Source organism: Caballeronia sp. GAWG2-1 (genome assembly GCF_023631405.1).
In the GTDB taxonomy this organism is placed as follows: Bacteria; Pseudomonadota; Gammaproteobacteria; order Burkholderiales; family Burkholderiaceae; genus Caballeronia.
On sequence record NZ_JALQDD010000043.1, the window covers coordinates 123412 to 145231 of the forward strand.

Annotated in this window: 22 protein-coding genes; 14 read left to right on the forward strand and 8 right to left on the reverse strand. The window is 62.3% G+C overall.

The features are described 5' to 3' along the window. Positions 1 to 2: 2 nt before the first annotated feature. From NCR98_RS30460 to NCR98_RS30470, 3 genes are read right to left on the reverse strand one after another with little or no spacing between them, the layout of a single operon-like run. A complete protein-coding gene (locus tag NCR98_RS30460; protein WP_250528190.1) occupies positions 3 to 869 on the reverse strand; it encodes an intradiol ring-cleavage dioxygenase in 867 nt (288 codons plus the stop codon). Between the two features lie 9 nt (positions 870 to 878). After that, entirely contained in the window at positions 879 to 1958 is a 1080-nt protein-coding gene (locus tag NCR98_RS30465) for a maleylacetate reductase (RefSeq protein ID WP_250528191.1), read from the reverse strand. Continuing rightward, complete coding sequence (locus NCR98_RS30470; RefSeq protein WP_250494843.1) at positions 1958 to 2557, reverse strand: nuclear transport factor 2 family protein; 600 nt, start codon at positions 2555 to 2557, stop codon at positions 1958 to 1960. Before NCR98_RS30470 ends, NCR98_RS30465 begins: the two co-directional genes overlap by 1 nt. Positions 2558 to 2772: 215 nt before the next feature. Here NCR98_RS30470 and NCR98_RS30475 point away from each other — a divergent pair, with 215 nt between their 5' ends. The 10 genes from NCR98_RS30475 to NCR98_RS30520 all read left to right on the forward strand — a co-directional run bounded on the left by NCR98_RS30475 (position 2773) and on the right by NCR98_RS30520 (position 11581). Further along, the gene (locus tag NCR98_RS30475) at positions 2773 to 4203 is read left to right on the forward strand and encodes an MFS transporter (RefSeq protein WP_250528192.1); all 1431 of its coding nucleotides are present in this window, start codon (positions 2773 to 2775) and stop codon (positions 4201 to 4203) included. Then, positions 4200 to 5102, forward strand: coding sequence for a shikimate dehydrogenase family protein (locus tag NCR98_RS30480; RefSeq protein ID WP_250528193.1), 903 nt, complete (start codon positions 4200 to 4202; stop codon positions 5100 to 5102). Before NCR98_RS30475 ends, NCR98_RS30480 begins: the two co-directional genes overlap by 4 nt. Before the next feature lie 3 nt (positions 5103 to 5105). Beyond that, complete coding sequence (locus tag NCR98_RS30485; protein WP_250469599.1) at positions 5106 to 6008, forward strand: alpha/beta fold hydrolase; 903 nt, start codon at positions 5106 to 5108, stop codon at positions 6006 to 6008. A gap of 20 nt (positions 6009 to 6028) precedes the next feature. Then, complete coding sequence (locus NCR98_RS30490) at positions 6029 to 7072, forward strand: Gfo/Idh/MocA family protein (RefSeq protein ID WP_250528194.1); 1044 nt, start codon at positions 6029 to 6031, stop codon at positions 7070 to 7072. Between the two features lie 57 nt (positions 7073 to 7129). Continuing rightward, positions 7130 to 7390 carry a DUF3072 domain-containing protein gene (locus tag NCR98_RS30495; RefSeq protein ID WP_244831600.1) on the forward strand — a complete coding sequence of 87 codons (261 nt, stop codon included), beginning with the start codon at positions 7130 to 7132 and terminating at the stop codon, positions 7388 to 7390. 134 nt (positions 7391 to 7524) lie between these two features. Then, complete coding sequence (locus NCR98_RS30500; RefSeq protein ID WP_250528195.1) at positions 7525 to 8607, forward strand: ABC transporter substrate-binding protein; 1083 nt, start codon at positions 7525 to 7527, stop codon at positions 8605 to 8607. After that, a complete protein-coding gene (locus NCR98_RS30505) occupies positions 8604 to 9434 on the forward strand; it encodes an ABC transporter ATP-binding protein (protein ID WP_250469595.1) in 831 nt (276 codons plus the stop codon). Before NCR98_RS30500 ends, NCR98_RS30505 begins: the two co-directional genes overlap by 4 nt. 109 nt (positions 9435 to 9543) lie before the next feature. Next, positions 9544 to 10299, forward strand: a complete 756-nt coding sequence (locus NCR98_RS30510) for an ABC transporter permease (protein ID WP_244831955.1) — start codon at positions 9544 to 9546, stop codon at positions 10297 to 10299. Beyond that, positions 10292 to 11170 carry a type 2 periplasmic-binding domain-containing protein gene (locus NCR98_RS30515; RefSeq protein ID WP_250469594.1) on the forward strand — a complete coding sequence of 293 codons (879 nt, stop codon included), beginning with the start codon at positions 10292 to 10294 and terminating at the stop codon, positions 11168 to 11170. Before NCR98_RS30510 ends, NCR98_RS30515 begins: the two co-directional genes overlap by 8 nt. Before the next feature lie 69 nt (positions 11171 to 11239). Continuing rightward, positions 11240 to 11581: a hypothetical protein gene (locus NCR98_RS30520; RefSeq protein WP_244831589.1), complete on the forward strand. Its 342-nt coding sequence runs from the start codon at positions 11240 to 11242 to the stop codon at positions 11579 to 11581. Between the two features lie 243 nt (positions 11582 to 11824). On the opposite strand, the gene NCR98_RS30525 is transcribed toward NCR98_RS30520, so the two are convergent. Then, on the reverse strand, positions 11825 to 12103 hold the full coding sequence (locus NCR98_RS30525; RefSeq protein WP_250469593.1) for a hypothetical protein: 279 nt from the start codon (positions 12101 to 12103) through the stop codon (positions 11825 to 11827). A 390-nt stretch (positions 12104 to 12493) separates the two neighbouring features. Between NCR98_RS30525 and NCR98_RS30530 the strand changes: the two genes are divergently transcribed. The 4 genes from NCR98_RS30530 (at position 12494) to NCR98_RS30545 (ending at position 18074) form a co-directional block, all read left to right on the forward strand. Beyond that, positions 12494 to 13504 (forward strand): hypothetical protein, encoded by a 1011-nt coding sequence (locus NCR98_RS30530; RefSeq protein ID WP_244831576.1) that lies wholly within the window; start codon positions 12494 to 12496, stop codon positions 13502 to 13504. A 10-nt stretch (positions 13505 to 13514) separates the two neighbouring features. Beyond that, a complete protein-coding gene (locus NCR98_RS30535) occupies positions 13515 to 13952 on the forward strand; it encodes a type 2 periplasmic-binding domain-containing protein (protein WP_244831575.1) in 438 nt (145 codons plus the stop codon). Positions 13953 to 13965: 13 nt separating this feature from the next. Further along, positions 13966 to 17232: a bifunctional diguanylate cyclase/phosphodiesterase gene (locus NCR98_RS30540; protein ID WP_250469592.1), complete on the forward strand. Its 3267-nt coding sequence runs from the start codon at positions 13966 to 13968 to the stop codon at positions 17230 to 17232. Between the two features lie 113 nt (positions 17233 to 17345). Next, complete coding sequence (locus tag NCR98_RS30545; protein ID WP_250528196.1) at positions 17346 to 18074, forward strand: SDR family oxidoreductase; 729 nt, start codon at positions 17346 to 17348, stop codon at positions 18072 to 18074. A 21-nt stretch (positions 18075 to 18095) separates the two neighbouring features. Here the strand turns inward: NCR98_RS30545 and NCR98_RS30550 are convergent, their stop codons facing one another. The 4 genes from NCR98_RS30550 to NCR98_RS30565 form a co-directional block, all read right to left on the reverse strand. Continuing rightward, on the reverse strand, positions 18096 to 19271 hold the full coding sequence (locus tag NCR98_RS30550; RefSeq protein ID WP_250528245.1) for a tyrosine-type recombinase/integrase: 1176 nt from the start codon (positions 19269 to 19271) through the stop codon (positions 18096 to 18098). Between the two features lie 112 nt (positions 19272 to 19383). Then, a complete protein-coding gene (uraH, locus tag NCR98_RS30555) occupies positions 19384 to 19722 on the reverse strand; it encodes a hydroxyisourate hydrolase (RefSeq protein ID WP_244831569.1) in 339 nt (112 codons plus the stop codon). A gap of 28 nt (positions 19723 to 19750) precedes the next feature. Continuing rightward, a complete protein-coding gene (locus NCR98_RS30560; RefSeq protein WP_250528197.1) occupies positions 19751 to 20275 on the reverse strand; it encodes a hydroxyisourate hydrolase in 525 nt (174 codons plus the stop codon). 1 nt (position 20276) lies between these two features. Next, positions 20277 to 21656, reverse strand: coding sequence for an MFS transporter (locus tag NCR98_RS30565; protein ID WP_250528198.1), 1380 nt, complete (start codon positions 21654 to 21656; stop codon positions 20277 to 20279). Positions 21657 to 21820 lie beyond the last annotated feature (164 nt).

A 21820-nucleotide genomic window follows, 5' to 3' on the forward strand; every position in this document is an offset into this window, starting at 1 on the left:
CTTTAGCGCTTTGCGGGCAGAACAAAGGGGTAAGCAAGGAGGGCCGTGCCAGGCGTGACTTCATGTCCGGCCGGGCTCTTGCTGCCTTCTATCGTGTCGAGTCGCGCGATCAGGCCATCCTTCACGCCGAACACGACATCCGAATCCAGATAGCGGTCGCCTTCAAGAAACACGTGCGTGACGATGGTTTCGAAGCCCGGCGCGCTGACCTTGAAATGCACATGTGCCGGCCGGTAAGGATGCCGTCCTTGCGCATCGAGCATCTTGCCTACAGGGCCATCGTTCGGAATCGGATAGAAGGCGGGCACGATCGAACGGAACCAGAAACGTCCATTTTCATCGGCGTGGAAACGGGCGCGCATGTCGAGCGCGGTCAGGCCCGCCTCGCGTTGTACGTCGTAGAAGCCGTGCTCGTCCGCGTGCCATGTCTCGATCAACGCGCCCGCAATCGGCTCGCCATGTTGATCCGACACACTGCCTTCCACGATCATTGCCGGCCCGTCCGATGCATGCGAAATGCTCGCGCCCAGCGGAAGATCGCGCGCCTCTTCGACATAGAACGGCCCGAGGACGGTGGTCTCGGTGGCGTTGCCCGTGAAGCGATGATTGAGCGCATCGACGAGCATGGACACGCCAAGCGTATCGGAGAGGAGGATGAATTCCTGGCGCGTCTCCGAACACATCTGACCCGTGCGCGTGAGAAAGTCGATAGCGCCAGCCCATTCCGCTTCGGTGGGTTCGATCTCTTTCACGAACGCATGCAGATGCCGGACGAGTGCCTCGCTGATTTGCCGCGTCCGTTCGTTCTCGCAACCGCTCAAGCGTTCGAGCACGGCTTGCGTGATGTTGTCTTCGTTGAAATTTCGCATCGAGTGTCCTTATTCGACCAGCGCGGGCGGCAGGCCTTTCCATGCGCGTTCGAGCATGGCGCGAAGCGGTCGGCTTTCGGGCGCGCGCGGATTTGCATAGGCGTTGCGCGTGACGAGGTCGATTGCGTGATCGATGCCCGCTTCAGGCATGCCGATCGCTTCGAGCGAACGCGGCACGCCAAGCGATGCCGCGAGATCGTGGAGACCGGTCCACGCATGCTCCGCGTTCAATGCGCGGGCAATGCGCTTCATTGCGGGCGCGGCGGCATCGGCGTTGAAAGCGGCGACATGCGCGATCATGATGGCATGGGTCTGCGCGTGCGGCAGATCGAATGCGCCGCCAAGCACATGGCAGATCTTGTGATGCAGACCCATGCCGACCGAAGCCAGACACGTGCCGCACAACCACGCGCCATATTGCGCGGTGCGTCTTGCGTCGATCGATTCGGGCGCGCGCGCCACGTCGGGTAACGCCGCCGCCAGCGACGCGATACCTTCCTCCGCCATCAGCGATGTGATCGGATTGCCGTCCATGGCATAGAGCGCCTCGACCGCATGCGCGACGGCGTTGAGCCCGCTTGCCGCGCTCATCGCAACGGGAAGACTCAAGGTCAGCTCGACATCGTAGATGACGATTTCGGGCAGCACCTTGAGCGTGCGCTGTGTGCGTTTCTCGCCGTCACGCGTCTCGCCGATGATCGGCGTGACTTCGGAGCCCGCATACGTGGTAGGCAGCACGATCTGCGGCAGGTCCGTCTGCAATGCAATGGCCTTGGACAGACCGACCGCCGAGCCGCCGCCAATTGCGATCACACAGTCGGCGTGCGCGCGGTCTACGGCTTGCAAGGCGCGCGCCGTGACGTCCCAGGGCGTGTGCATGGTGGCATCGGCGAAACGGTGTGTCGATTCCGGATCGAACTGCTGCGCGATGGCATCGCCCAATGCGGCCTGTTCGCGCGTCGTCACGATGAGTGGACGTGTACAGTCGAGCCGTGCGGCTTCGGCGGCCGTCTCCGAGCGCCGGCCCGCACCGAAGATCACGCGGGCGGGCAACGCGTTATAAACGAACTCTGTTGCCACGGCGTTCATCACAGCGTGCCTGTATCGAGCCACGCACGGCCACGCGCATAAAGCGCTTCGACCACGGGACCGGTTAGTCCCGGCATGTCGCGCTTTACCTTGTAGCCGATCTTCGTCTGAATATACGCGAGATGCCGGTAACCCTCGGGAAAGAGCCCGAGTATCTCGGGATCGAGTTCGAGCCGCACACCCGTTTCGACGGGGTCCAGACGGTCTTTCTCGTAGATAGGCTGACGCAGGCGCAAGAGCCACTTGCCGTCCACTTTCTCGTAGAAGTCATAGAAGCGCCCGGTGCAGACGACATCGCAACGATGACCTTCGACCTCGCCGCGCTGCGAGATGGTCATCTTCGTCTGCGCAATGGCACGTGTGCCTTCGAGATCGATAGCCGTGCCGCCGAGGAAGTGAAGAATACTGACGCCGCGCGCCCAGCCTTCTTGTGTCACGCGGATGAATTCCGGCCCCGTGCCTTGAAACCACGTGGCCATCATCACGCCCTCGGGATGCCAGAGCGTGGCGAAGCGTTCCCAGTCGCCCGCGTCGCGCCACACGGCCCAATTCTCGATTGCCTCGCGTATCGCCAGCCGTTCCAGCAGTGTCTCGTTCATTGTGTGACCTCGTGTTCTCATATGGAAAGTGGTTTCCATGGTGAGTGAGCGCAGGCCGTGCCGTCAAGCGTTATCTGGGCTTTGTAGGGACTATCCCTAGTTTGTTCTCATACGGGAATTGTGCGTGAAAACGCGTTGACAGGCTTCGATGTGAGTTTCTAAGATGGAACGAAAATACGGATGAGAACGCACCTACATCACCAATGGAGACATCGATGTCCAACGCAGCAGACCATGAGCCGCACGGACGGCATCAGTCGAAACTGGCGGCCGCGAGCGGCTGGATCGGTTCGGCGCTCGAGTACTACGACTTCTTCATTTACGCGCAGGCCGCGGCGCTGATCTTTCCGCAGATCTTCTTTCCGAAGGGCGATCCCAAGGTGGCGATTGCCGCGTCGCTCGCGACTTACGGCATCGGCTACGTTGCGCGTCCTATCGGCGCGGTCGTGCTCGGGCATTGGGGCGATACGCACGGTCGTAAGTCGGTCCTGCTCGTCTGCATGTTTCTGATGGGCTTCTCGACGATGGCCGTCGCGTTCCTGCCCACTTACGATCAGGTCGGCTTGTGGGCGCCCGCGTTGCTCGTCGTGCTGCGGCTCGTTCAAGGCTTTGCGGTGGCGGGCGAAATCTCGGGCGCGAGTTCCATGATTCTCGAACACGCACCGTTCGGGCGGCGCGGTTATTACGGCAGCTTCGGCATGCAAGGCGTCACCGCCGGGCAATTGCTCGCGGCCGCCGTGTTCCTGCCGCTGAGTCACTTCATGCGCGAGGACGCCTTCAATTCATGGGGCTGGCGCGTGCCGTTCCTGATGAGCGCGCTCGTGTTGGTCGCCGGTTACTTCATTCGACGCAAGGTGCGCGAGACGCCCGCGTTCGCGCAGGAAGGCGAGCGTGGCGCGGTGCCGCATGCGCCCGTCAAGCTCGCGTTCAGGCATTGCTGGGACGACATGCTGCGCGTGATGTGCATGTCGATCATGAACGTCATTCCCGTGGTCACGACCATCTTCGGCGGCGCGTATGCGGTGCAGCAGGCCTATGGCATCGGCTTCAGCAAGAGCCTTTATCTGTGGATTCCGGTGCTCGGCAATGTCGCTGCCATGATCGTCATTCCTTACTGGGGACGTCTGTCGGACAGAGTGGGCAGAAGGCTGCCGATCATCGTCGGGTCGGTCGGTTCCGGGCTGCTTTCGTTTGCGTATCTCTATGCCATCAGCATTCATAGCGTGACGCTCGCCATCGTTTTGTCGATACTGATGTGGGGCCTCGTGTATCAGGGGCAAAACGCGGTGTATCCGAGCTTCTATCCCGAGCTCTTTCCAACGCGCATGCGCGTGACGTCGATGGCCATTTCGCAGAACGTGGGCGTCGCCATTTCGGCGCTGCTGCCGGCGCTGTTCACGACGGTCGCGCCGCCCGGCTCGCAAAACATCTGGCTGATCGTTGGCGGTATCACGTTCGGCATCACGGTGTTGTCCGCGTTCGCGACATACTCGGCGCGCGAGACGTATCGCATCCATATGAACGATCTTGGCCGGCGCGATGCGGTGCCGGTCCCCAAACACGAATACGAACGCCTGCGCGAAGAAGCGACGCAAGAGCGCGCCAATACGGCGAAGCCGCTAAGCGGACAGGAGCGCGGCGCATGACGGCGTTCGACACACAAGAGAAGGCCATGACGACGACATCATCCGGTTTGACCGAGGAAAGGCTGAGGCTCGATGCACCCGCCGACGCGCTCACGCGCCTCTTCCATATCTTCGGCTCGCCGATTGCGCATGTGCGCGCCCCTGTCGTGTGGAGCACGTTGATGAAGCGCTACGGCATCAACGCGCTGATGCTGCCCGCCGATGTCGATAGCGCGCACTTCGATGCCGCGCTCGCCGGCACCAAGGCCATTGCGAACGTGGACGGCGTCATCTTCACCATGCCGCATAAAGTGGCCGCCATGCGTCATGCCGATACGCTCACGGAGCGCGCCGAGCGCATCGGCTCGATCAATCTGCTGCGGCGCTGCGCGGATGGCGGATGGGAAGGCGACAACGTGGATGGCGCGGGCTTCGTCGCGGGCCTGCAGGCGGATGGCGTGCGTCTGGAAGGCGCGCACGTCTATATGCATGGCTGCGGTGGAGTGGGGCGCAGTATCGGCTGGTCGGTCGGGCTGGAGAAAATCGCGAGCCTGACTATCTTCGATATCGACACCGAGCGTGCGCGCGAATTGGCCGATGCCATCGCCTCGGTCAGCGATGCGCGCATCGAAGCCGGCACGCCGGATATGCGCGGTATCGGTCTCGCCATTAATGCAACGCCCGTTGGCTTGCATGCGCATGACCCATTGCCCTTCGCGCTGGATGAACTTGCACCGCACGCAGTCGTCGCCGATGTAATCATGGAACCGCGAATGACGGCTCTGTTGAAGGCGGCTCAGGCACACGGTCTGAAGGTTCATCACGGACGCAACATGATGAACTACGCGATGCCCATTTCCGCGTCCTTCCTTGGCTTGCCTGCATCGTTCGACTGGAACGGCAAGTCATTGCAAGGATGAGCCATGAATCAAGCTGCGAATGAATGGTTCGAAGGATTTTCGAAGCTGGATGTCACGGCGGGCGATGTGCACTTCAACGGCATGATTGGCGGCTCTGGCCCACCTGTGTTGTTGTTGCACGGCTATCCGCAGACGCATTTCGTCTGGCGTTATATCGCGCCTGTGCTTGCGCGCTTCTACACGGTGATTGCGCCCGACCTGCCCGGCTATGGCGCAAGTGTCACGCTCGCGCACGAACAACGCTGGACCAAGCGGCGCGTGGCGCACGCTCTCGTTGAACTCATGAGCGCACTCGGTCATGAGCGCTTCGCTGTCGTCGGACACGATCGCGGCGCGCGCGCGGGTTATCGGCTGGCGCTGGATCATCCCGAGCGTGTGGCGGCGTATGCCTCGTTGACGGTGGTGCCGACCATCGACGCGTTCGCATCCGTGAATAAAGCCTTCGCCGTCAACGCTTGGCACTGGTTCTTTCTCGCGCAGCCGGCTGACTTGCCTGAACGCATGCTCGCCGCCGATCCCGACGCCTTCATTGAACGCGCGCTCGGCAAGATGGCAGGCGGCCTCGAACGCATGGATAGCGACGCACTCGATGCCTATCGCCGCGCCTTTCGCAACCCGGACGTGCGCCATGCAATGTGCGAGGACTATCGCGCGGCAGCCGATGAAGACTCGGCGCACGACAGCGCGGATCGTGCGGCGGGCCGCAAGCTCGTGTGTCCCGTCATGGTTCTCTGGAGCCTGGAAGAGCGTAAAGGGCAGGCTCATACGCCAATCGAAATCTGGCGCGCATGGGCCGATGAAGTCAGCGGACGCGGCATCGGCGGCGGCCATTTGCAACCGGAAGAATCGCACGAGGAAGTCTTGCATGACCTCGTGCCATTCCTGCGGCAACACACCTCATCGTGATAGATCATAAGGTTGGATACATGGAGAAGATCGGAATAGCCGTTATCGGCGCGGGCGTGATTGGCCGGCGTCACGTTCAGGAGATCGCGCGTAACGAGTCGTGCAGGCTCGTGGCTATCGCCGATCCATCGCTCGGGTCGGCGAGTTATGCGGCGTCGTTGTCCGTGCCGCTTTATGCCGATTACCGCGAGTTGCTGAAGCACGAACGTATCGACGCGGCTATCGTGTGCACGCCCAATCACACCCATCTCGAAGTGGGACTCGCGTTTATCGAACGAAAAATTCCCGTGCTGATGGAGAAGCCCATTGCAGACGATCTCGAATCTGCAAACGCGCTCGCGGATGCATCCAAGGAAGCGGGCGTTGCCATGCTCGTCGGGCATCATCGGCGGCACAATCCGGTAGTGCGTGCAGCGAAGGAAGCCGTGGCAAGCGGAAAGATCGGCACGCTCGTCATGGCGAACATCATGTGCCTGTTGTACAAGCCCGATGACTACTTCAACGTGCCGTGGCGCAGACAGCCAGGCGGCGGTCCTATTCTCATCAACCTGATTCACGAGATCGACTTGCTGCGGTTCATCTGCGGCGAGATCGTGTCGGTGCAGGCGGTATCGTCGAACAAGGTGCGCGGTTTCGACGTGGAAGACTCGGCGGCCTGCACGCTGCGACTCGCGAATGGCGCGCTTGCCAACATCAGTCTCTCCGACACGACCGCGACGCCTTGGGGCTGGGACACGGCAGCGGGCGAGGACCGTGAACTCTTCGCTTATCGTCCCGTGCCCACGCATTTTTTCGCGGGCACAGACGGCGCGGTCACCATGCCGGACCTGACGCTGTGGTCGTATCAAGGCGCGAAGGGACGCGACCAGCCTATTCACGATGCGCGACTTGCCGTGCCCGAGGAGAACACGTATGCAAACCAGCTCGAACATTTCGTCGATGTCGTGAGAGGTTCGGTGCGTCCCGTCATAGACGGACACGACGCCGCACGCACGCTTGCGGCAACGCTCGCCGTGGAGGAATCGGCGCGGCTGGGGCGCCTGATCGAACTGAACGTGACCTGATGCGGCACGCTCCTTGCGCCAGACCTCTATATGTCACCACGCCAAGAGGATTGCGCCATGAACGATAAAACCATCGACGATACCAATGCACAAGCCGGCCCTTCCGACGACCCGAAGTCGCACCCGACATCGAATGCCGAAAAAGACCCGAGCGATTGGGTCACGGGGGACGAAAAGATGACGGGCGCGCAGGCTTCTTATCTGAAGACGCTTTCAGAGGAAGCGAAAGAAGAGTTCGACCCGTCGCTGACGAAAGCGGATGCCTCGCTCAAGATCGAAGAATTGCAAGCGAAGACGGGGCGCGGCCAAAAGTCTTGAAGTATTCGAACGCTGCCATCTAAACAAAGCATGTTTTGTTGGTTTGCGCGTCGTGACTGCTGAGTGAGAATCGCGGAGTACGGTGCTGGTTTGAATCCAGCACCGCCTCTAACCGTGCTCTCCCAGCGGAAATCATGATGGCGTCCCTTTTGCACCGCCGGCCCCGTCGCGCCGGAAAGATTCTCGTCGCGGCTTGCGCGGCTGCCGTACTCGCTCTGCAAAGCGGCTGCAAGCCGGACACCGAGAAAGTACAGAGCTCGTCGGCATTGGTAGACAAGTCGGCGAAGCAGGAAATCACCTACTTCAAATATCCCGACAACCCCGCGTTCGACCTCGTCTATCTCGCCGACAAGCTCGGCTACTTCGAGAACACGAGCACGCGGCCCAAGTACGTCGGCAAAATCTCCGCACCGCAGATCATTCCGCTCGTCGGCACGGGCGAGATCGACTTCGGCACGCGCATGGTGCCGCTCGTCATCTCGGCCATTGCAAGCGGCGCGGACATCAAGGTGGTCTCGGCTGGCGGCGAGACGCTGCCCGATGCACCGCACATGAAGTATTTCTCCCGCGCCGATTCGGGTATTCGCGGACCAAAGGACTTCGAAGGCAAGACGGTGGCGTTCAACAGCTTCGGCGCATGCGCGGAGTTCGTGACGAAGAAGTACTTGTCGCAGCATGGCGTGGATGTCTCGAAGGTGAATTGGCTCGTCATGCCCGACAATCAGTCACAGCAAGCGCTCGTAACGAAGAACGTGGATATCGCCATCATTCACCCGCCGTTTTCCGGCGCGGCGGAAGCCGATCCGCAATTGCACAAGTTATGGAGCGATTGGGACGAAGACGGTGGCCTCGGCGGAATGGCGCCGTATAGCGTGAATGGCGCGTTTGCGCGGGCGCATCCGCAAGCGGTGAAGGACTTCGTCACGGCTATCGCGAAGGCGGGGAACTGGGTCAACACGCACCCTGACGAAGCGCGTCAGCTTACGGCGGAGCGGTTGGGTATCGACGTGAAGCTGGTCGAGCGTTATGCCTATGTGAAGGACCTCGTCGTAACCGAGCCGCCGATCCAGTACTACATCGACATTCTCGAACAGGCCGGCAAGATCCCGAAGGGCAAGGTTGCAGTCAAGGATGTCTACACGAACGACTACAACCCGTACGCTGGCAAGTCGTCGCAAGCGAGCGCCAGCACGCATGCGCAGGGCAATCCGTCATGAGCGGGAAGATCGTCGCGCGTGGCCTCGGCCTCACTTATGAAAACGAGGCGACAGGTTCGAGCCTCACGGTGCTCGATAACTTCGATCTGAGCGTGCGCGAGGGAGAGTTTCTCGCCGTGCTCGGACCGAGCGGTTGCGGCAAGTCGACGTTCCTGAGCATTCTTGCCGGCCTCGTGCCGCAGACAGCGGGCGAGATTACCGTGGATGGCGAACCTGTCAGCGCCGCGCGGCAAAAGCTTGGCGTCGTGTTTCAGGGCTACGCGCTCTTTCCGTGGCGCACGGTGCGCAAGAACGTTGAGACAGGGCTCGAGATTCGCGGCGTGAAAGCCGTGCAACGACGCAGCGAAGCCGAACGTTTTTTGCGTCTCGTCGGGCTGCTCGACTTCGCCGATCACTATCCGCATCAGCTATCGGGCGGCATGCGCCAGCGTGTGGCCATTGCGCGCGTGTTGGCTTATGGTCCCGAGATACTGTTGATGGACGAACCCTTCGGCGCGCTCGATGCGCAAACCCGCGAGTCGTTGCAGCAGGAGTTGCTCGCCATCTGGGAGCAAAGTGCAAAGACGGTCGTGTTCGTCACGCACAGCATCGACGAGGCGATTTTTCTCGCGGATCGCGTGGCCATCATGGGACGCGGGCCGGGCCGCGTGAAGGAAATTATCGATATCGACTTGCCGCGTCCGCGCGATGCCTCTTTGCGCCATTCCGCCGCTTTCATGGCGTTGCGGCAGCGTGCATGGGCAAGCCTGAGTCTGGAACTCGGCGAAGCGCTTGTTCCGTCGCGCGAGCAGCACGATGAACTGAACACGGGGGCATTCCGTGCCTGAGCAAAACACCATCCGCAAGCTGCCGGGCCTGATCGCGCCGCAAACGCCGCAAACGGCACAATCGCCCAGGGTTCGCACGGCCGCGCCGCGGCGGAGCATTCGGCTTTCCATGGCCTTCGAACGATCCATCGCGCTTATCGTCTTCGTGCTGCTGTGGGAGTTGTTGCCGCGGCTCGGTGTCGTGAGCACGGCGTATCTGAGTCCGCCTTCGCAAGTGGCGGTTGCCATCGCGCATCTCGTCGATAGCGGCGAAGTGTGGAAGCACCTCGGCGCAAGCGCGCTGCGCTCGCTTAGCGGGCTCTTGCTGGCCGTTGTCGGCGGCGTGGTGTGTGGATTCGCGCTCGGGTGGTTCCGGCGCGCAGAGCGCATTGTCGATCCGCTTTATCAACTGCTGCGGCAAGTGTCCGCGTTCGCGCTCTTTCCGGTGTTCATGCTCTTTCTCGGGATCGGTGAATCGTCGAAGATCGCGATCATCGTATGGGCGGCGTTCTGGCCCGTGCTGCTCAACACCATCTCTGGTGTGAAGCAAGTCGAACGCGTGTTCATCGATTGCGCGCGTTCCATGGGTGCGGGGCAAGGCTTCATCTTCACCAAGGTCGTGTTGCCCGCCGCGTTGCCCGAGATACTGACCGGTATCCGGCTCGCGGGCGCCTACAGCATCACGGCGCTCGTCGCGGCAGAGATGATCGGCGCGCGCTCGGGTCTCGGTTTCTACACGCTCAACTCTCAGGAGACGTTCCAGATTCCCGACATGTATGCGGGCATCGTGCTGCTCGCGCTGTTCGGCCTTCTGATCAACAAGAGCCTCTCACTGCTCGAACGGCGTTTGCTGCGCTGGCGTGTGGGCCTCGCACAGAATGGCTAGAGCCGGACAAGCGGCGTCGCATGAAGGCGGCTGGCGGCTGTGGATGCCGCTTGCGGCAGTCGCGTTATTCGCCGCGTTCCTGTTGTCGCCCTTGAGCGCAAGCTGGCGCAATTCACTCGCCGATGACCGGCCGTTCGCCGCCGCCTTTGCACGCGGCAAGCTGATCGTCGCCGTGCCGTCCCAACCCGCGCCTATCCTGACCGTCGGCCACGTCGACCGTTCCGTGCGCGCACCCGAGGCATACTCCGCCGCGCTCGCCGAGGCACTCGGGCGCCGCGCCGGACTGCCCGTCGAACTCGTGTTAGCCGAACAAGCCGATGCGCGCCACGCCGTGCAAGACGGTCGCGCGGATGTCGCCATCGCCGGGCTGGCGTTTTCGCCGGATGCGTCCGTTGCCTTTGCGCCCGGCAACTACGCTTCGGGGCGAGGCGTTGCGCTCGTTCTTCGGCACGGCAACATTCAGGACTGGCGCGATCTCGAAGGCCGCTCGATCTGCGCGTCGCGCGAAAGTCCGTTTGCGGCGCGCGCCGCGCATCGGTATCGGGCGGCATTGCAGAGCTTCGACAGGCCGCTTGACGCATTGCTCGCGTTTCAGGCGGGAGAGTGCGCCGCGCTCGTGGACGACGAACTCGTCGTGCGCGCGCTCCTCAAGCAAGCCGACTGGTCGTACTACCGGACGCTGCCGGGCGCGGTTGCGCCCGCGCCGGCGTTCATCGCATCGCGCGGCGGCGATATCGCGAGCGCGGCGTTCATCGAACGGACGGTGAACGGGTGGCGGCGCGAGCGCTGGTTCACCACCGTGCGGCAGGATCAGGCCACTCGCCTTGCGTTCGAAATGTTCAACGCACAGAACGATTTGTATTGCCATTGAAGAGTCGACAAAGGGGCGGCGGTCGCCTCGTCGCGCCCGCCCAGCCTTGTAAGGAGCGGTTTTTGCTGAATGCTCGATGCCTGGATCTACCTGTCATCGATTATGAAAGCCACGATTGTTTCGCACGAGGAGCCGCATGGCTCCGCCGCCGAGATCCACCGCTTCCGCTTTCTGCTGGAAGACGGCAACGAAAAGCCACTTGAGGAAGCCATTTCACTGCGTACGGCACGTGTCATCGTCGAAAATCTCGCCGATGGCAACGCGTTCATCAAGATGCTCCATGCCATTGTTTCCTCGGACCCCGCCGACTACGACGCGCTAATCGGCAAGGCGTTTCCGGATCATTTCCGCGATCAGCCCGCAGCCAACCGCCCGATGCCGGGAAAGGAGAGCGAAGGCCCGTGCCCCTGACCAGGCAAAAAATGCCGCTGCCGTGCCGATTCCGGGAATTACGGGGAAATTCGTCCGTTTATCGGGACTTCGAATTTCCCGGACGTAGCTAGAATTCATTCTGTTGCCACGCTCTTCCACCCCCGGGACGAGCGATTTCCGCGCCGTGCGCTTCTCCTCGCGCACGGCGCTTTTTGTTTTTTTAGCGCCGTCAGGCCGGGTACGAAGTTGCGCGCTCGGCAGGCCCGATGCGTCTGCGTTGCCCTAATTCGACATCAACGAGCGCGCCTGCTCCAGAAGCGCGGCGGCCGCGAGAAATTCCTTGCGGCCTGCCATCGTCAGCGCGGCCATCGCGGAGTCTTTGAAAAGCTCGTCGTTCGAGATCAGCGGTGTAGTCGTTTCTATCAGTCGATGCTGCCGCAAACGAAAGAACGCGAGCGACTGGAACGCGCTCATCTTCTGGTCTTCAGGCATTCCAGAGACGACGAGTTCGGCGGCGCCAACCAGTTGGGCGAGGGCTTGTTCGTACTCGGTGCGGTTCATCGTCATTCCCTTCGCGGATGAGTTGCATGGGGCAAGGTTAGCATCGTGCGGATGCACTCATGCCAAACGAACGCAGTGGTGCAGGCAAACCGTTGAACCGCTTGTCCAGCAAGCCTTACCGACTGGCCTGCGGGAGATGCTGAACGAAAATTCGACATCCGCCGAATCCCTGAAAATCCCCTATTCCCAAGCGAAATCGTCGCTCGAAAACGATAAAGCCGCACCCATCCGTGCCGTTAAAGGAGGCTTAACTGAGTCCATCCATCAGAAGCCTTCGTCGCTCGTCACATGATCTTTTTCGAACACCGGCTGGCACGCATCGCACGCGTCGCGGTTCTTCTCGGAGGCGTTTTCGCCTCGATGACCGCGCGCGCCGACGATGCTCCCAAAATGTTCACGCTCAGCGGCTTCGGCACGCTCGGCATGACGCATTCGTCTCTCGATACCGCCGACTATGTGAGCAGTCCGCTCGAACCGAACGGCGCGGGTGCATCACGCAAGTACGACTTCGAGAACGATTCGAAGATCGGCTTGCAACTGAGCGCGCGCCTCACGGACAAGCTCTCGGCCGTCGTGCAGGTGATCTCGCAGCATGAATACGACAACACCTTCAAGCCGCGCCTCGAATGGGCGAACGTCAAGTACGCGTTCACGCCCGACTTCAGCGTGCGCGTGGGCCGTATCGAGTTGCCCACCTTTCTGAACTCGGAATATCGCAACGTCGGTTACGCGTTTCCGTGGGTGCGTTTGCCGGTCGAGATGTACAACACGCAACCGCTCACCAATAGCGACGGCGCCGACGTTGCTTATCGCATCGCGGCGCGCGGCATCTCCAACACGGTGCGCTTCGTCTACGGCTACTCGGTCTTTCACGTGAACCCCGGCGCATTCCGCACCGAGGGCAAAAACATTCTCGCCTTCGACGATACCGTGGAGATCGGCAACTTCACGGGTCACGTCGGTTATCAGCACGCGTCGGTCAAGCTCCCATTCCTCGCCGACCAACCCGTGAACGTCTACAGCATCGCCGCCGCCTACGATCCAGGCGCGTGGTTCGTGCAGGCCGAACTTGCACGCGTGACGGTCGAGCAGGTGACGCCTGGCTATATCAGCGGCTACGTCACGGGCGGCGTGCGCTACGCGAAGGCCACGTTTTTCGCGACCTACGCGCAGTCGCACGGGCTCAACCGGCCCACCGCCATTCCCAACTACAACAACGGCCAGCGCGATGTTTCCATCGGTGCGCGCTGGGATGTCGTCAAGAATATCGACCTCAAGGTGCAGTTCGATCATGTCTGGGTGCCGTCCAATTCGACGGGCACGTTCCTCAATCAGCAGCCGGGCTATCAGTTGGGAAGCGGAAGCAATGTCTTCAGCGCCGCGCTCGACTTCGTCTTCTGAGGAGCCCGACATGCCACTCCTCAAACTCATCGGAACAGCGTCGCTCTTCGCGGCCCTTTGTATGTGCACGTCATCGGCGATGGCGGATGTCGTGGTCGTCGTATCGGCAAAAAGTCCGCTCACGTCGCTCAACGAAAGTCAGATCGCGGATATCTTCCTCGGTCGCGTGGGCGCATTCCCCTCGGGCGACGAAGCCGTGCCGCTCGACTTGCCTGACGACTCGCCCTTGCGCGCCGATTTCTATCGCGATTGCACGGGCAAGTCGGCGTCGCAATTGCGCGCGTATTGGTCGAAGCTCATCTTCACTGGCCGCGCGCAACCGCCGCGCGAGATGGCCGACGCAGCCGCGGTCAAGCGTTATCTGCAAGCGCGTCCATCCGCCATCGCCTACATCGACCGCAAGGATGTGGACGCGAGCGTGAAGGTCGTCCTCAGCCTGCGTCCGTGAAGCGCGCCCGTTCATGATCTTCAACATCGACAAGATGCGCGCGATCAAGCGGCTGATCGAACCGGACGCGGCGCGCGGGCCTTCGCACGTGCAAGGCGACAGCCAGGAAGCGCGCTTGCCGCCTTCGCTGCGCCGGGCCATGCGCCGCGCGCTCGAAGCGCACGTGATGATTCCGGTATTCGCGGTCTTTCTGCTGGCGATCATCTGGGTGATCGTGCTGCAACTCGTTCACACGCAACGCATGGCCGCCGAAATCGCCGCGAGCGAACTCGGCCGTGAACTCGCGGATACCTACGAAGCGCAACTGGTGCGCAATCTCGCGACCATCGACCAGACGCTCAAGACCGTGCAGTTCGCGTACGAGACGAACGGCGCCGCAAGCTTCAAGCGCCTCAACGATCAGGGGCTTCTGCCGTCCGCGATCGTGTTTCGCGTCGCTATCGCCGATGCAAACGGTCAGCTCGCCGCGTCGAACCGCTCGGGCATGCCGCTCAGCGTGGCCGACGAGCCGTGGTTCATCGCGCAACGTCAGCGCCAGGACGACGCGCGCGCGCCGTACATGAGTCTCGTCGCGCCTTTTGAACACGCGGACATGCCGGAGATCATCTTCAGTCGCCGTCTGCGCGATGCATCGGGACACTTCGGCGGCGCGGTCATGCTCTCGCTCGACCCCGGTTATCTGACGAGCAACTACGACACGGCGCGCATGGGCAAGCATGGTCTGCTCGCGGTGTTGGGCGCGGACGGCGTCGTGCGTGCGCAGCAGATTGGCGATACGGTCTCGTGGGGCCAACGCTATCCCGACGCGGCATTGCGCGCGGTGCGCGATACGCCGGTCAGCAACGCGGTCGTGCATGAGTGGGACAACGACGCACACCGCTATACCAGCGTGCGCGAACTGAACGGCTACGCGCTGATTGCGCTCGTCGGTCTCGACCAGGACGAACAACTCGCCGATTTTCGCAGCCGCCGGCGCGCCGACTTCATCTGGACGAGCGTGCTGAGTCTCGGCGTCATCGTGATCGCGTTCATTCTCAGTCGTTCGAGCTGGCAACTCGCTGTCAGCCGCCGACGCGAACGGCGCGCGCAACAGACTTACTACGCGGCATCCGAATCGAGCATCGACGCGTTCCTCGTGTTTCGCGACGAGCGCGGTCCGGCAGGCGAGATCGAGAAGTTCATTCTGACCGGCACCAACCGGCGCGGCGTCGAGATTCTCGGCGTGGCGCGCGAACGGTTGATCGGCAGCACGCTCGACGAAGCGTTCGTCGACGCGCGCGACGGCGGCGTCTTCGACGAGTTCGTCGAGGTGGCCGAGACGCTGCAGGTGCGCGAGCACGAATGGCAGTATCGGCGCGCGGATGGCGAGACGCTGTGGCTGCATCGGCAAGTGGTGCCGGTGGAAGACGGCGTCGTTGCCATCGTGCGCGATCTGAGCGCGCGCAAGCGGTCGGAAGCGCGCAGGCAGGAGCAGAGCCGAATCCTCGAAATGATCGCGAAGAGCGTGCCGCTCGAAGAAGTGCTCGTGCGCGTGGTGAGCGTGCTCGAAACGCAGATTCCCGGGTCGCGCTGCGCGGTGCTGCTGCGCGACGGCACGAGCAACTGGCTGCGCGTCGGCGCGGCGCCGAGCATGTCGGAGCGATACCGCGAAGTGGTCGGCCAGTCGCGTATCGACGAAGATGCGTTGTTGAGCGGCAAGGCCATTCATACGCGTCAGACGGTATGCGTGATCGACGTGGCGCGCGACGAGGCCCTGAGCCGCGAACTCGCGCGCTGCGGCCTCGCCGACGTCATGTCGTGCTGGGCCTTTCCCGTGCTCTCGCACGACGGCTCCGCGCTCGGCGTCATCACGCTGTATATGCAGGAGAAGCACTATCCGAGCGAGCCGGAATCGCAGGCGGTTGCGCTGTCGACGCGCATTGCGGGTATCGCGATTCAGCGCAGCGAGGCCGAGGAGCGCATTCGCCATATGGCGAACCACGACGCGCTCACCGGTTTGCCCAACCGCACGCTTCTAAGCGACCGTCTCAAGCAGGTGCTGTTGCAGGCGGAGCGTTATGGGCGCGGCGTGACGGTGATTTTCATCGACCTCGATAACTTCAAGCTCATCAACGATAGCCTCGGCCACCGCGCGGGTGACGATCTCCTGCGCACGGTCGCTTCGCGCATGGTGCAATCGGTGCGCAGCACGGACACGGTCGTTCGTCTGGGCGGCGACGAATTCGTGATCGTGTTGCTCGAAGACGATCAGAGCGGCGCGGGCGTCACGGCCATGGTCGAGCGCTTGCGTCAGACCATTTTGCAGCCTGCGGAATTGCAGGGACAGCATTATCAGGTGAGCTGCAGCATGGGGCTTGCGAGCTATCCGAACGATGGCCGCGACGCCGACACGCTCCTCATGAACGCCGACGCCGCGATGTATCACGCGAAGGAAATGGGCCGCAACAATTACCAGGCCTACACGGCGGACATGAATCAGAAGGTGCATGAACGCCTGCGCTATCAGGAGCAGTTGCGCCACGCGCTTGCCAACGACGAGTTCCGGCTCGTGTATCAGCCGCAGGTGGATTTGGAGACGCATCGCGTATTCGGTGTGGAGACGCTGCTGCGCTGGGAGCATCCGACCGAAGGCCTGATCTCGCCCGCGACCTTCATCCCGATTGCGGAAGAAACGGGTTTGATTCTGCCGATTGGCGACTGGGTGTTACACGCGGCCTGCCGACAAAATCAGGCGTGGCAGGACGAAGGTCTGCCGCCGGTGACGGTGGCGGTGAACGTATCGGCGCGGCAGTTTCTGCAAAAGGAACTCGTGGAACGCGTGCGGCATGCGCTCGACGAAAGCGGGCTCGATCCGCAGTATCTCGAACTCGAGATTACCGAGAGCGTCATCATGCAGGATCTCGATGGCGCCATCGCGACCATGTGCCGGTTGCAGGAAATGGGCGTGAAGCTTTCCATCGACGACTTCGGCACCGGGTATTCGAGTCTCTCGGCGCTGAAGCATTTTCCGATAGCGCGTCTGAAGATCGATCAGTCGTTCGTGCGCGAGTTGCCGGGCGGCGACGACGATCGCGCCATCGTCATGGCCGTGATTTCGCTCGGACGCCAGCTCGATCTGAACGTGATCGCCGAAGGCGTGGAGAGCGAGCAACAGCTGAAGTTCCTGCAGGAAAACGCGTGTTCGGAGATTCAAGGGTATCGATACAGCCGTCCGCTCACGCCCGATGCCTTGAAGACGCTCTTGTTGCAGCCATTCGAGTGGCCCGCCGAAGCGGCTTGAGTGCGGCGCTAACGACTTTAGTCTTGACAGTGTTCCCGGCCTACACAATCATCGTTCGTTGATGCGCGGCGTTTCATCGGCGCGCGACGACGGTCAACGCAAGGACGACGAATATGGCAAGAGAACTGGAAGGCAAAGTAGCCGTGGTGACGGGCGCGGCCTCGGGCATTGGGCTTGCCAGCACCGATGCAATGCTGGCGGCAGGGGCGCGCGTCGTGCTGGTGGACCGCGACGAAGCGGCACTGACGAAGCTCTGCGCCGAACGCGGCGATGCGGCGCTCGCGCTCGTCATCGACCTTCTCGACCCCAAGGCCTGCGCGACGCTCGCGCCGCGTGTCATCGAGATGGCGGGGCAAATCGACATCCTGCATGCGAACGCGGGCACTTACGTGGGCGGCGATCTCGTCGATGCCGACACGAGCGCCATCGACCGCATGCTCAATCTCAATGTCAACGTCGTGATGAAGAACGTGCACGACGTGCTGCCGCATATGATCGGCAGGAACACCGGCGACATTGTCGTGACGAGTTCGCTCGCGGCTCATTTTCCGACACCGTGGGAGCCGGTTTATGCGTCGTCGAAATGGGCCATCAACTGCTTTGTGCAGACCGTGCGGCGTCAGGTGTTCAAGCATGGCATTCGCGTCGGCTCGGTTTCGCCAGGGCCGGTGATCAGCGCATTGCTGGCCGATTGGCCGGAAGAGAAGCTCAGGGAAGCGAAGGAGTCGGGCAGTTTGCTCGACGCGAGCGAAGTCGCAAACGCCATTCTCTTCATGCTGACACGACCGCGCGGCGTGACCATTCGCGACGTTATCCTGATGCCGACAAACTTCGACTTATGACGCGCGAGACGGACGCGTTCGCTACCAGTCGATGCGATGCTTCTCGTCCGTCTCGCGGTGCCGCCGGTCGTCGTCCATATGCAGATAAAGACTCGTCGTGGCAAGCGATGCGTGCCCAAGGTTGTCGCGCACGAGCCGCAGATCGACTTTTTGATCCGCCATATGCGAACCGGCGCTGTGACGCAGCCAGTGCGCCGACGCCTTCTCCAGCAAGTCCGCGTTCGCGGATGCGCCGTCGCGTTCGCGAAGCCGGGCCGCGGCGCTCGCAAAAATATCCTTCACGATGGAATGCAGCGCGGCGCGCGTGAGCGGCGCGCAAGTCTTCGTGCCGTCATTCGCGGCCGTTGCGCCGACGGGCAGCACGAGCGGCGTGTCTTCGCTGGGCGAGGGCATTGCGCTCAAGCCCAGATGCTGACGATAGCGCGAGAGCTCCGTCATCATCTCGCGCGTGGCGGGCACGAGGCGCTCCTTGCCGCCTTTGCCGAGGATGGTGAGCCACCAGCGCATCGTGCCGTCCGCATCGCGTCGCACGAAAAACTGCCCCATGTGATTGCCGCCAACTTCCGCTATACGCAAGCCCCCAAGGTAGAGCAGCGTGAAGAGCCAACGCGCGCGCGACGCATGGGCGCGAGCGCGGTCAGTTTCGCGCGGCATGGCCGCGATGGTGTCCTTCACTTCCTGCCAAAGTGCCGGTTCCAGATAACGCGTGATGTGCGGCGCGGCATGCTTTGCGCGTTGACGAGACAGCGCGAGCGGATTGCCCGCGAGATAGCCGGCTTGTACCAGCCACGAAAACAGCGCGTTCAGGATGACGACCGCCTGACGCTGACTCGCGGGCGATAGCGGCCCGTAAAACGGCCGCCAGCGCGCGTCGCTGCGCGCATGCTTGCGCCCGCCGCCCGCGACCCATGTCGCCGCCGGTTGCGGGTCGGCGAGAAAGTGCTGATAGCGCAGACAATCCTCGTGCGAGAGCGACGACAGCGGCTTGCCGAGCGTCACGATAGACCAGAGCAGAAGGCGTTCGGCTTCCTTGCGATAGTTCTCGAAGGTGGTCTTCGTTGCGTGGAAGCGCGACAGCCAAGCGCGGATGGCGTCGAGGTCGCTGTCCGCCTCGATTTGCGCGTGCTTGCGAAGCTCGCGGTTCGTGCCGTCGCGGCCATCTATTTCCGCTGGAATTACGAGCGCTTCAAGCGGCATCGGCTGAAGCGCAACGCGGGACGATGCTCGCAGAGTTTGGTTCAAGGTGGGGCGTCGTCGGTGGGTCGAACTGAACGACATTATAGGTGGATGTGCTTGCCCCGATCCATGTTCAGCTCCCGCGATAAGTCCCGAAGCTCCATGGCGAACAGAGCAGCGGCACATGGTAATGCTGTGTCGCGTCCGAGACGGTGAAGCGCACGGGAACGACATCGGCGAAGACATCCGGCGTGCGAAAGTAGTCGGCGACCCAGAAGCGCAACTCGAAGCTCCCGGCGCGCGCCTGAGCGGCGGGCAAAATCGGCGCGTCGGTGCGGCCATCGCGATTCGTCCGCGTCCGCGCGATGAGCGTCGGCGGCTGCGTGGTCGTATCGAATAGCTCGATCTGCATGCCGGCAGCGGGCTTGCCGGTGGATACATCGAGGACGTGTGTGGTGATGCCTGCGGCCATCGTGATGCTCCTGTTCGAAATTACGGAATTAGCTGCCGCGATAATAGTTGTAGCTCCACGGCCCGAAGAGCACGGGCAGATGGATGCGCTGCGAGGCATCGGTGATGCGAAAGCGCAGCGGAACCTTCGAGAGGAACAGCGGCGTCGTCAGCTCGGTCTTGCGCTCGGCGAAGTAGTCGTCGACGTGCAGCAGCAGTTCGTAAGTGCCGACGCGGTAGGTTTCGTCGATCAAAAGCGGCGGTTCGCTGCGGCCGCTTGCGGCGAGCGTGATCGTCTGCATGAGTTTCGGCTGGCCGTTTTCAATGCTGAACAGGTCCACGCGCATGCCCGCGGCCGGCGTGCCGTGCCAGGTATCCAGTCCATGCATGGTCAGGCGCGGACTCAGGCCGTCCTGCTGCACGGGGCCGGTGTTCTGATTCGGCGCGGGCGCGGCCTCCATGCCAGCGGCGTGCGCGGTTCCGGCGAAGAGCACGCTGCTGCCGAGCGCCATGGACTGCAGCGCGAAGCGCCGGCGGCGGGCATCGAAGGCGGGAAGGGTGGTGTCGTCGCTCATGTCATGCCTCTTGTTGTGTGCCGCCAAGCTTGCGGATACCCGCGATGACCAGCACCGCAGCGAGAATTTCGATGAAGGCCACGAGATACAGCCCGGTCGTGACCTTGCCGGTGGCGTTTTTGATGAGCCCCATTACATACGGCGCGCCGAAGCCCGCGAGATTCGAGACCGAGTTGATCAGCGCCACGCCGACAGCGGCCGCGCTGCCCGCCAGATAGCGGTTCGGCAACTGCCAGAACACGGGAATGGCGCTCATGGTGCCGGCAAGCGCCAGAGTCATCGCAATGAGCGAGACGATGGCGGGCAGTCCCGGCACGCCCATGAACAGCGCGAGCGCGGCCATCGACACGCCGCCTGCTATCGCCGGGCCGCTGAAGTGCCAGCGCACCTCGTTGCGCCGGTCGGAGCGCGCGCCGTTGAAGATCATGCCCGCCGCGCCGCACAGATAGGCCACCGCCGCAATCCAGCCCACGGCAATCGGCGAGATAAAGCCCACGTCCTTGATGATGGTCGGAATCCAGAACGTCAGCGTGGAGTTGGCGCACAGCAGGCAGAAGAAGATCGCGATGAGCAGCCACACCTTGCGGTTGGTCACGAGCGAGCGCCAGTCGTGTCCGCGCTCGCCCATCGAAGCGTTGTCGCGCTGCAGGGCATCGAGCACGACGCGCTTTTCATCTGCCGTGAGCCAGCGCGCTTCATCGGGCTTGTCGGTCATGTAGAAGTACGCGAAGAAGCCGGCCAGCACGGAAGGAATGCCTTCGATGATGAAGAGCCACTGCCAGCCGTGCATGCCGTGAAAGCCGCCCATCGACGTCATGATCCAGCCGGCGATGGGACCGCCGAGCACGCCCGCAATCGCGGATGCCGACATGAACGTGCCGAAGGCGCGCGCACGGCGCTGCGTGGGATACCAGTAGGTGAGATAGAGGATCACGCCCGGATAGAAGCCCGCCTCGAAGGCGCCTAGCAGAAAGCGCAGGAGATAGAACTGTGTCGGCGTGGAGACGGTCGTCTGTAGCATGCAGATGACGCCCCAGCAGATCGTGATGCGCATGATGGTCTTCTTCGCGCCGATCTTCTGCAAAAGCATGTTCGAGGGCACTTCGAAGAAGAAGTAGCCGAGAAAAAAGATACCGGCGCCGAGCCCGTACACCGCTTCGGAGAAATGCAGCGAGTCCAGCATCTGCAGTTTGGCGAAGCCGATATTCACGCGGTCGAGCCATGCCAGCACCCACAGCACGCCCAGAAACGGCAGCAGGCGCCACGAGACTTTGCGATAAGCGCTGGCCTCCGCATTCGCGATGACGTCAGCCGTTGCGCTGACCGTTGCGCCGTTCGGCCCATCGGCGTACGCCGGCATGACTTCTTTGATGATCGACATGATGAGTCCTCCAAGCGCGATGAAGTAAGCCGCCGCGGCGGTGCGTTCGATGGAGCCAGTATTGAAAATCAAAAAAAGCTTGGGAACGGCGGGCGTTTGAATAAGCCCGATAGCAACTTCGATATGCGCCGCAAAGCCTTGCGGCGCAAGGGTTTGCGGGGTTC

Excerpts from the sequence above, each read along its gene's own strand:
- NCR98_RS30505 (WP_250469595.1), top strand. The coding sequence starts at position 8,604 with ATGAGCGGGAAGATCGTCGCGCGTGGCCTCGGCCTCACTTATGAAAAC.
- NCR98_RS30545 (WP_250528196.1), top strand. The coding sequence starts at position 17,346 with ATGGCAAGAGAACTGGAAGGCAAAGTAGCCGTGGTGACGGGCGCGGCC.
- NCR98_RS30480 (WP_250528193.1), top strand. The coding sequence starts at position 4,200 with ATGACGGCGTTCGACACACAAGAGAAGGCCATGACGACGACATCATCC.
- NCR98_RS30565 (WP_250528198.1), bottom strand. The coding sequence starts at position 21,656 with ATGTCGATCATCAAAGAAGTCATGCCGGCGTACGCCGATGGGCCGAAC.
- NCR98_RS30465 (WP_250528191.1), bottom strand. The coding sequence starts at position 1,958 with ATGAACGCCGTGGCAACAGAGTTCGTTTATAACGCGTTGCCCGCCCGC.
- uraH (WP_244831569.1), bottom strand. The coding sequence starts at position 19,722 with ATGGCCGCAGGCATCACCACACACGTCCTCGATGTATCCACCGGCAAG.
- NCR98_RS30525 (WP_250469593.1), bottom strand. The coding sequence starts at position 12,103 with ATGAACCGCACCGAGTACGAACAAGCCCTCGCCCAACTGGTTGGCGCC.
- NCR98_RS30475 (WP_250528192.1), top strand. The coding sequence starts at position 2,773 with ATGTCCAACGCAGCAGACCATGAGCCGCACGGACGGCATCAGTCGAAA.
- NCR98_RS30500 (WP_250528195.1), top strand. The coding sequence starts at position 7,525 with ATGATGGCGTCCCTTTTGCACCGCCGGCCCCGTCGCGCCGGAAAGATT.
- NCR98_RS30470 (WP_250494843.1), bottom strand. The coding sequence starts at position 2,557 with ATGAACGAGACACTGCTGGAACGGCTGGCGATACGCGAGGCAATCGAG.
- NCR98_RS30560 (WP_250528197.1), bottom strand. The coding sequence starts at position 20,275 with ATGAGCGACGACACCACCCTTCCCGCCTTCGATGCCCGCCGCCGGCGC.
- NCR98_RS30515 (WP_250469594.1), top strand. The coding sequence starts at position 10,292 with ATGGCTAGAGCCGGACAAGCGGCGTCGCATGAAGGCGGCTGGCGGCTG.
- NCR98_RS30540 (WP_250469592.1), top strand. The coding sequence starts at position 13,966 with ATGATCTTCAACATCGACAAGATGCGCGCGATCAAGCGGCTGATCGAA.
- NCR98_RS30460 (WP_250528190.1), bottom strand. The coding sequence starts at position 869 with ATGCGAAATTTCAACGAAGACAACATCACGCAAGCCGTGCTCGAACGC.
- NCR98_RS30485 (WP_250469599.1), top strand. The coding sequence starts at position 5,106 with ATGAATCAAGCTGCGAATGAATGGTTCGAAGGATTTTCGAAGCTGGAT.
- NCR98_RS30535 (WP_244831575.1), top strand. The coding sequence starts at position 13,515 with ATGCCACTCCTCAAACTCATCGGAACAGCGTCGCTCTTCGCGGCCCTT.
- NCR98_RS30520 (WP_244831589.1), top strand. The coding sequence starts at position 11,240 with ATGCTCGATGCCTGGATCTACCTGTCATCGATTATGAAAGCCACGATT.
- NCR98_RS30495 (WP_244831600.1), top strand. The coding sequence starts at position 7,130 with ATGAACGATAAAACCATCGACGATACCAATGCACAAGCCGGCCCTTCC.
- NCR98_RS30490 (WP_250528194.1), top strand. The coding sequence starts at position 6,029 with ATGGAGAAGATCGGAATAGCCGTTATCGGCGCGGGCGTGATTGGCCGG.
- NCR98_RS30550 (WP_250528245.1), bottom strand. The coding sequence starts at position 19,271 with ATGCCGCTTGAAGCGCTCGTAATTCCAGCGGAAATAGATGGCCGCGAC.
- NCR98_RS30510 (WP_244831955.1), top strand. The coding sequence starts at position 9,544 with ATGGCCTTCGAACGATCCATCGCGCTTATCGTCTTCGTGCTGCTGTGG.
- NCR98_RS30530 (WP_244831576.1), top strand. The coding sequence starts at position 12,494 with ATGTTCACGCTCAGCGGCTTCGGCACGCTCGGCATGACGCATTCGTCT.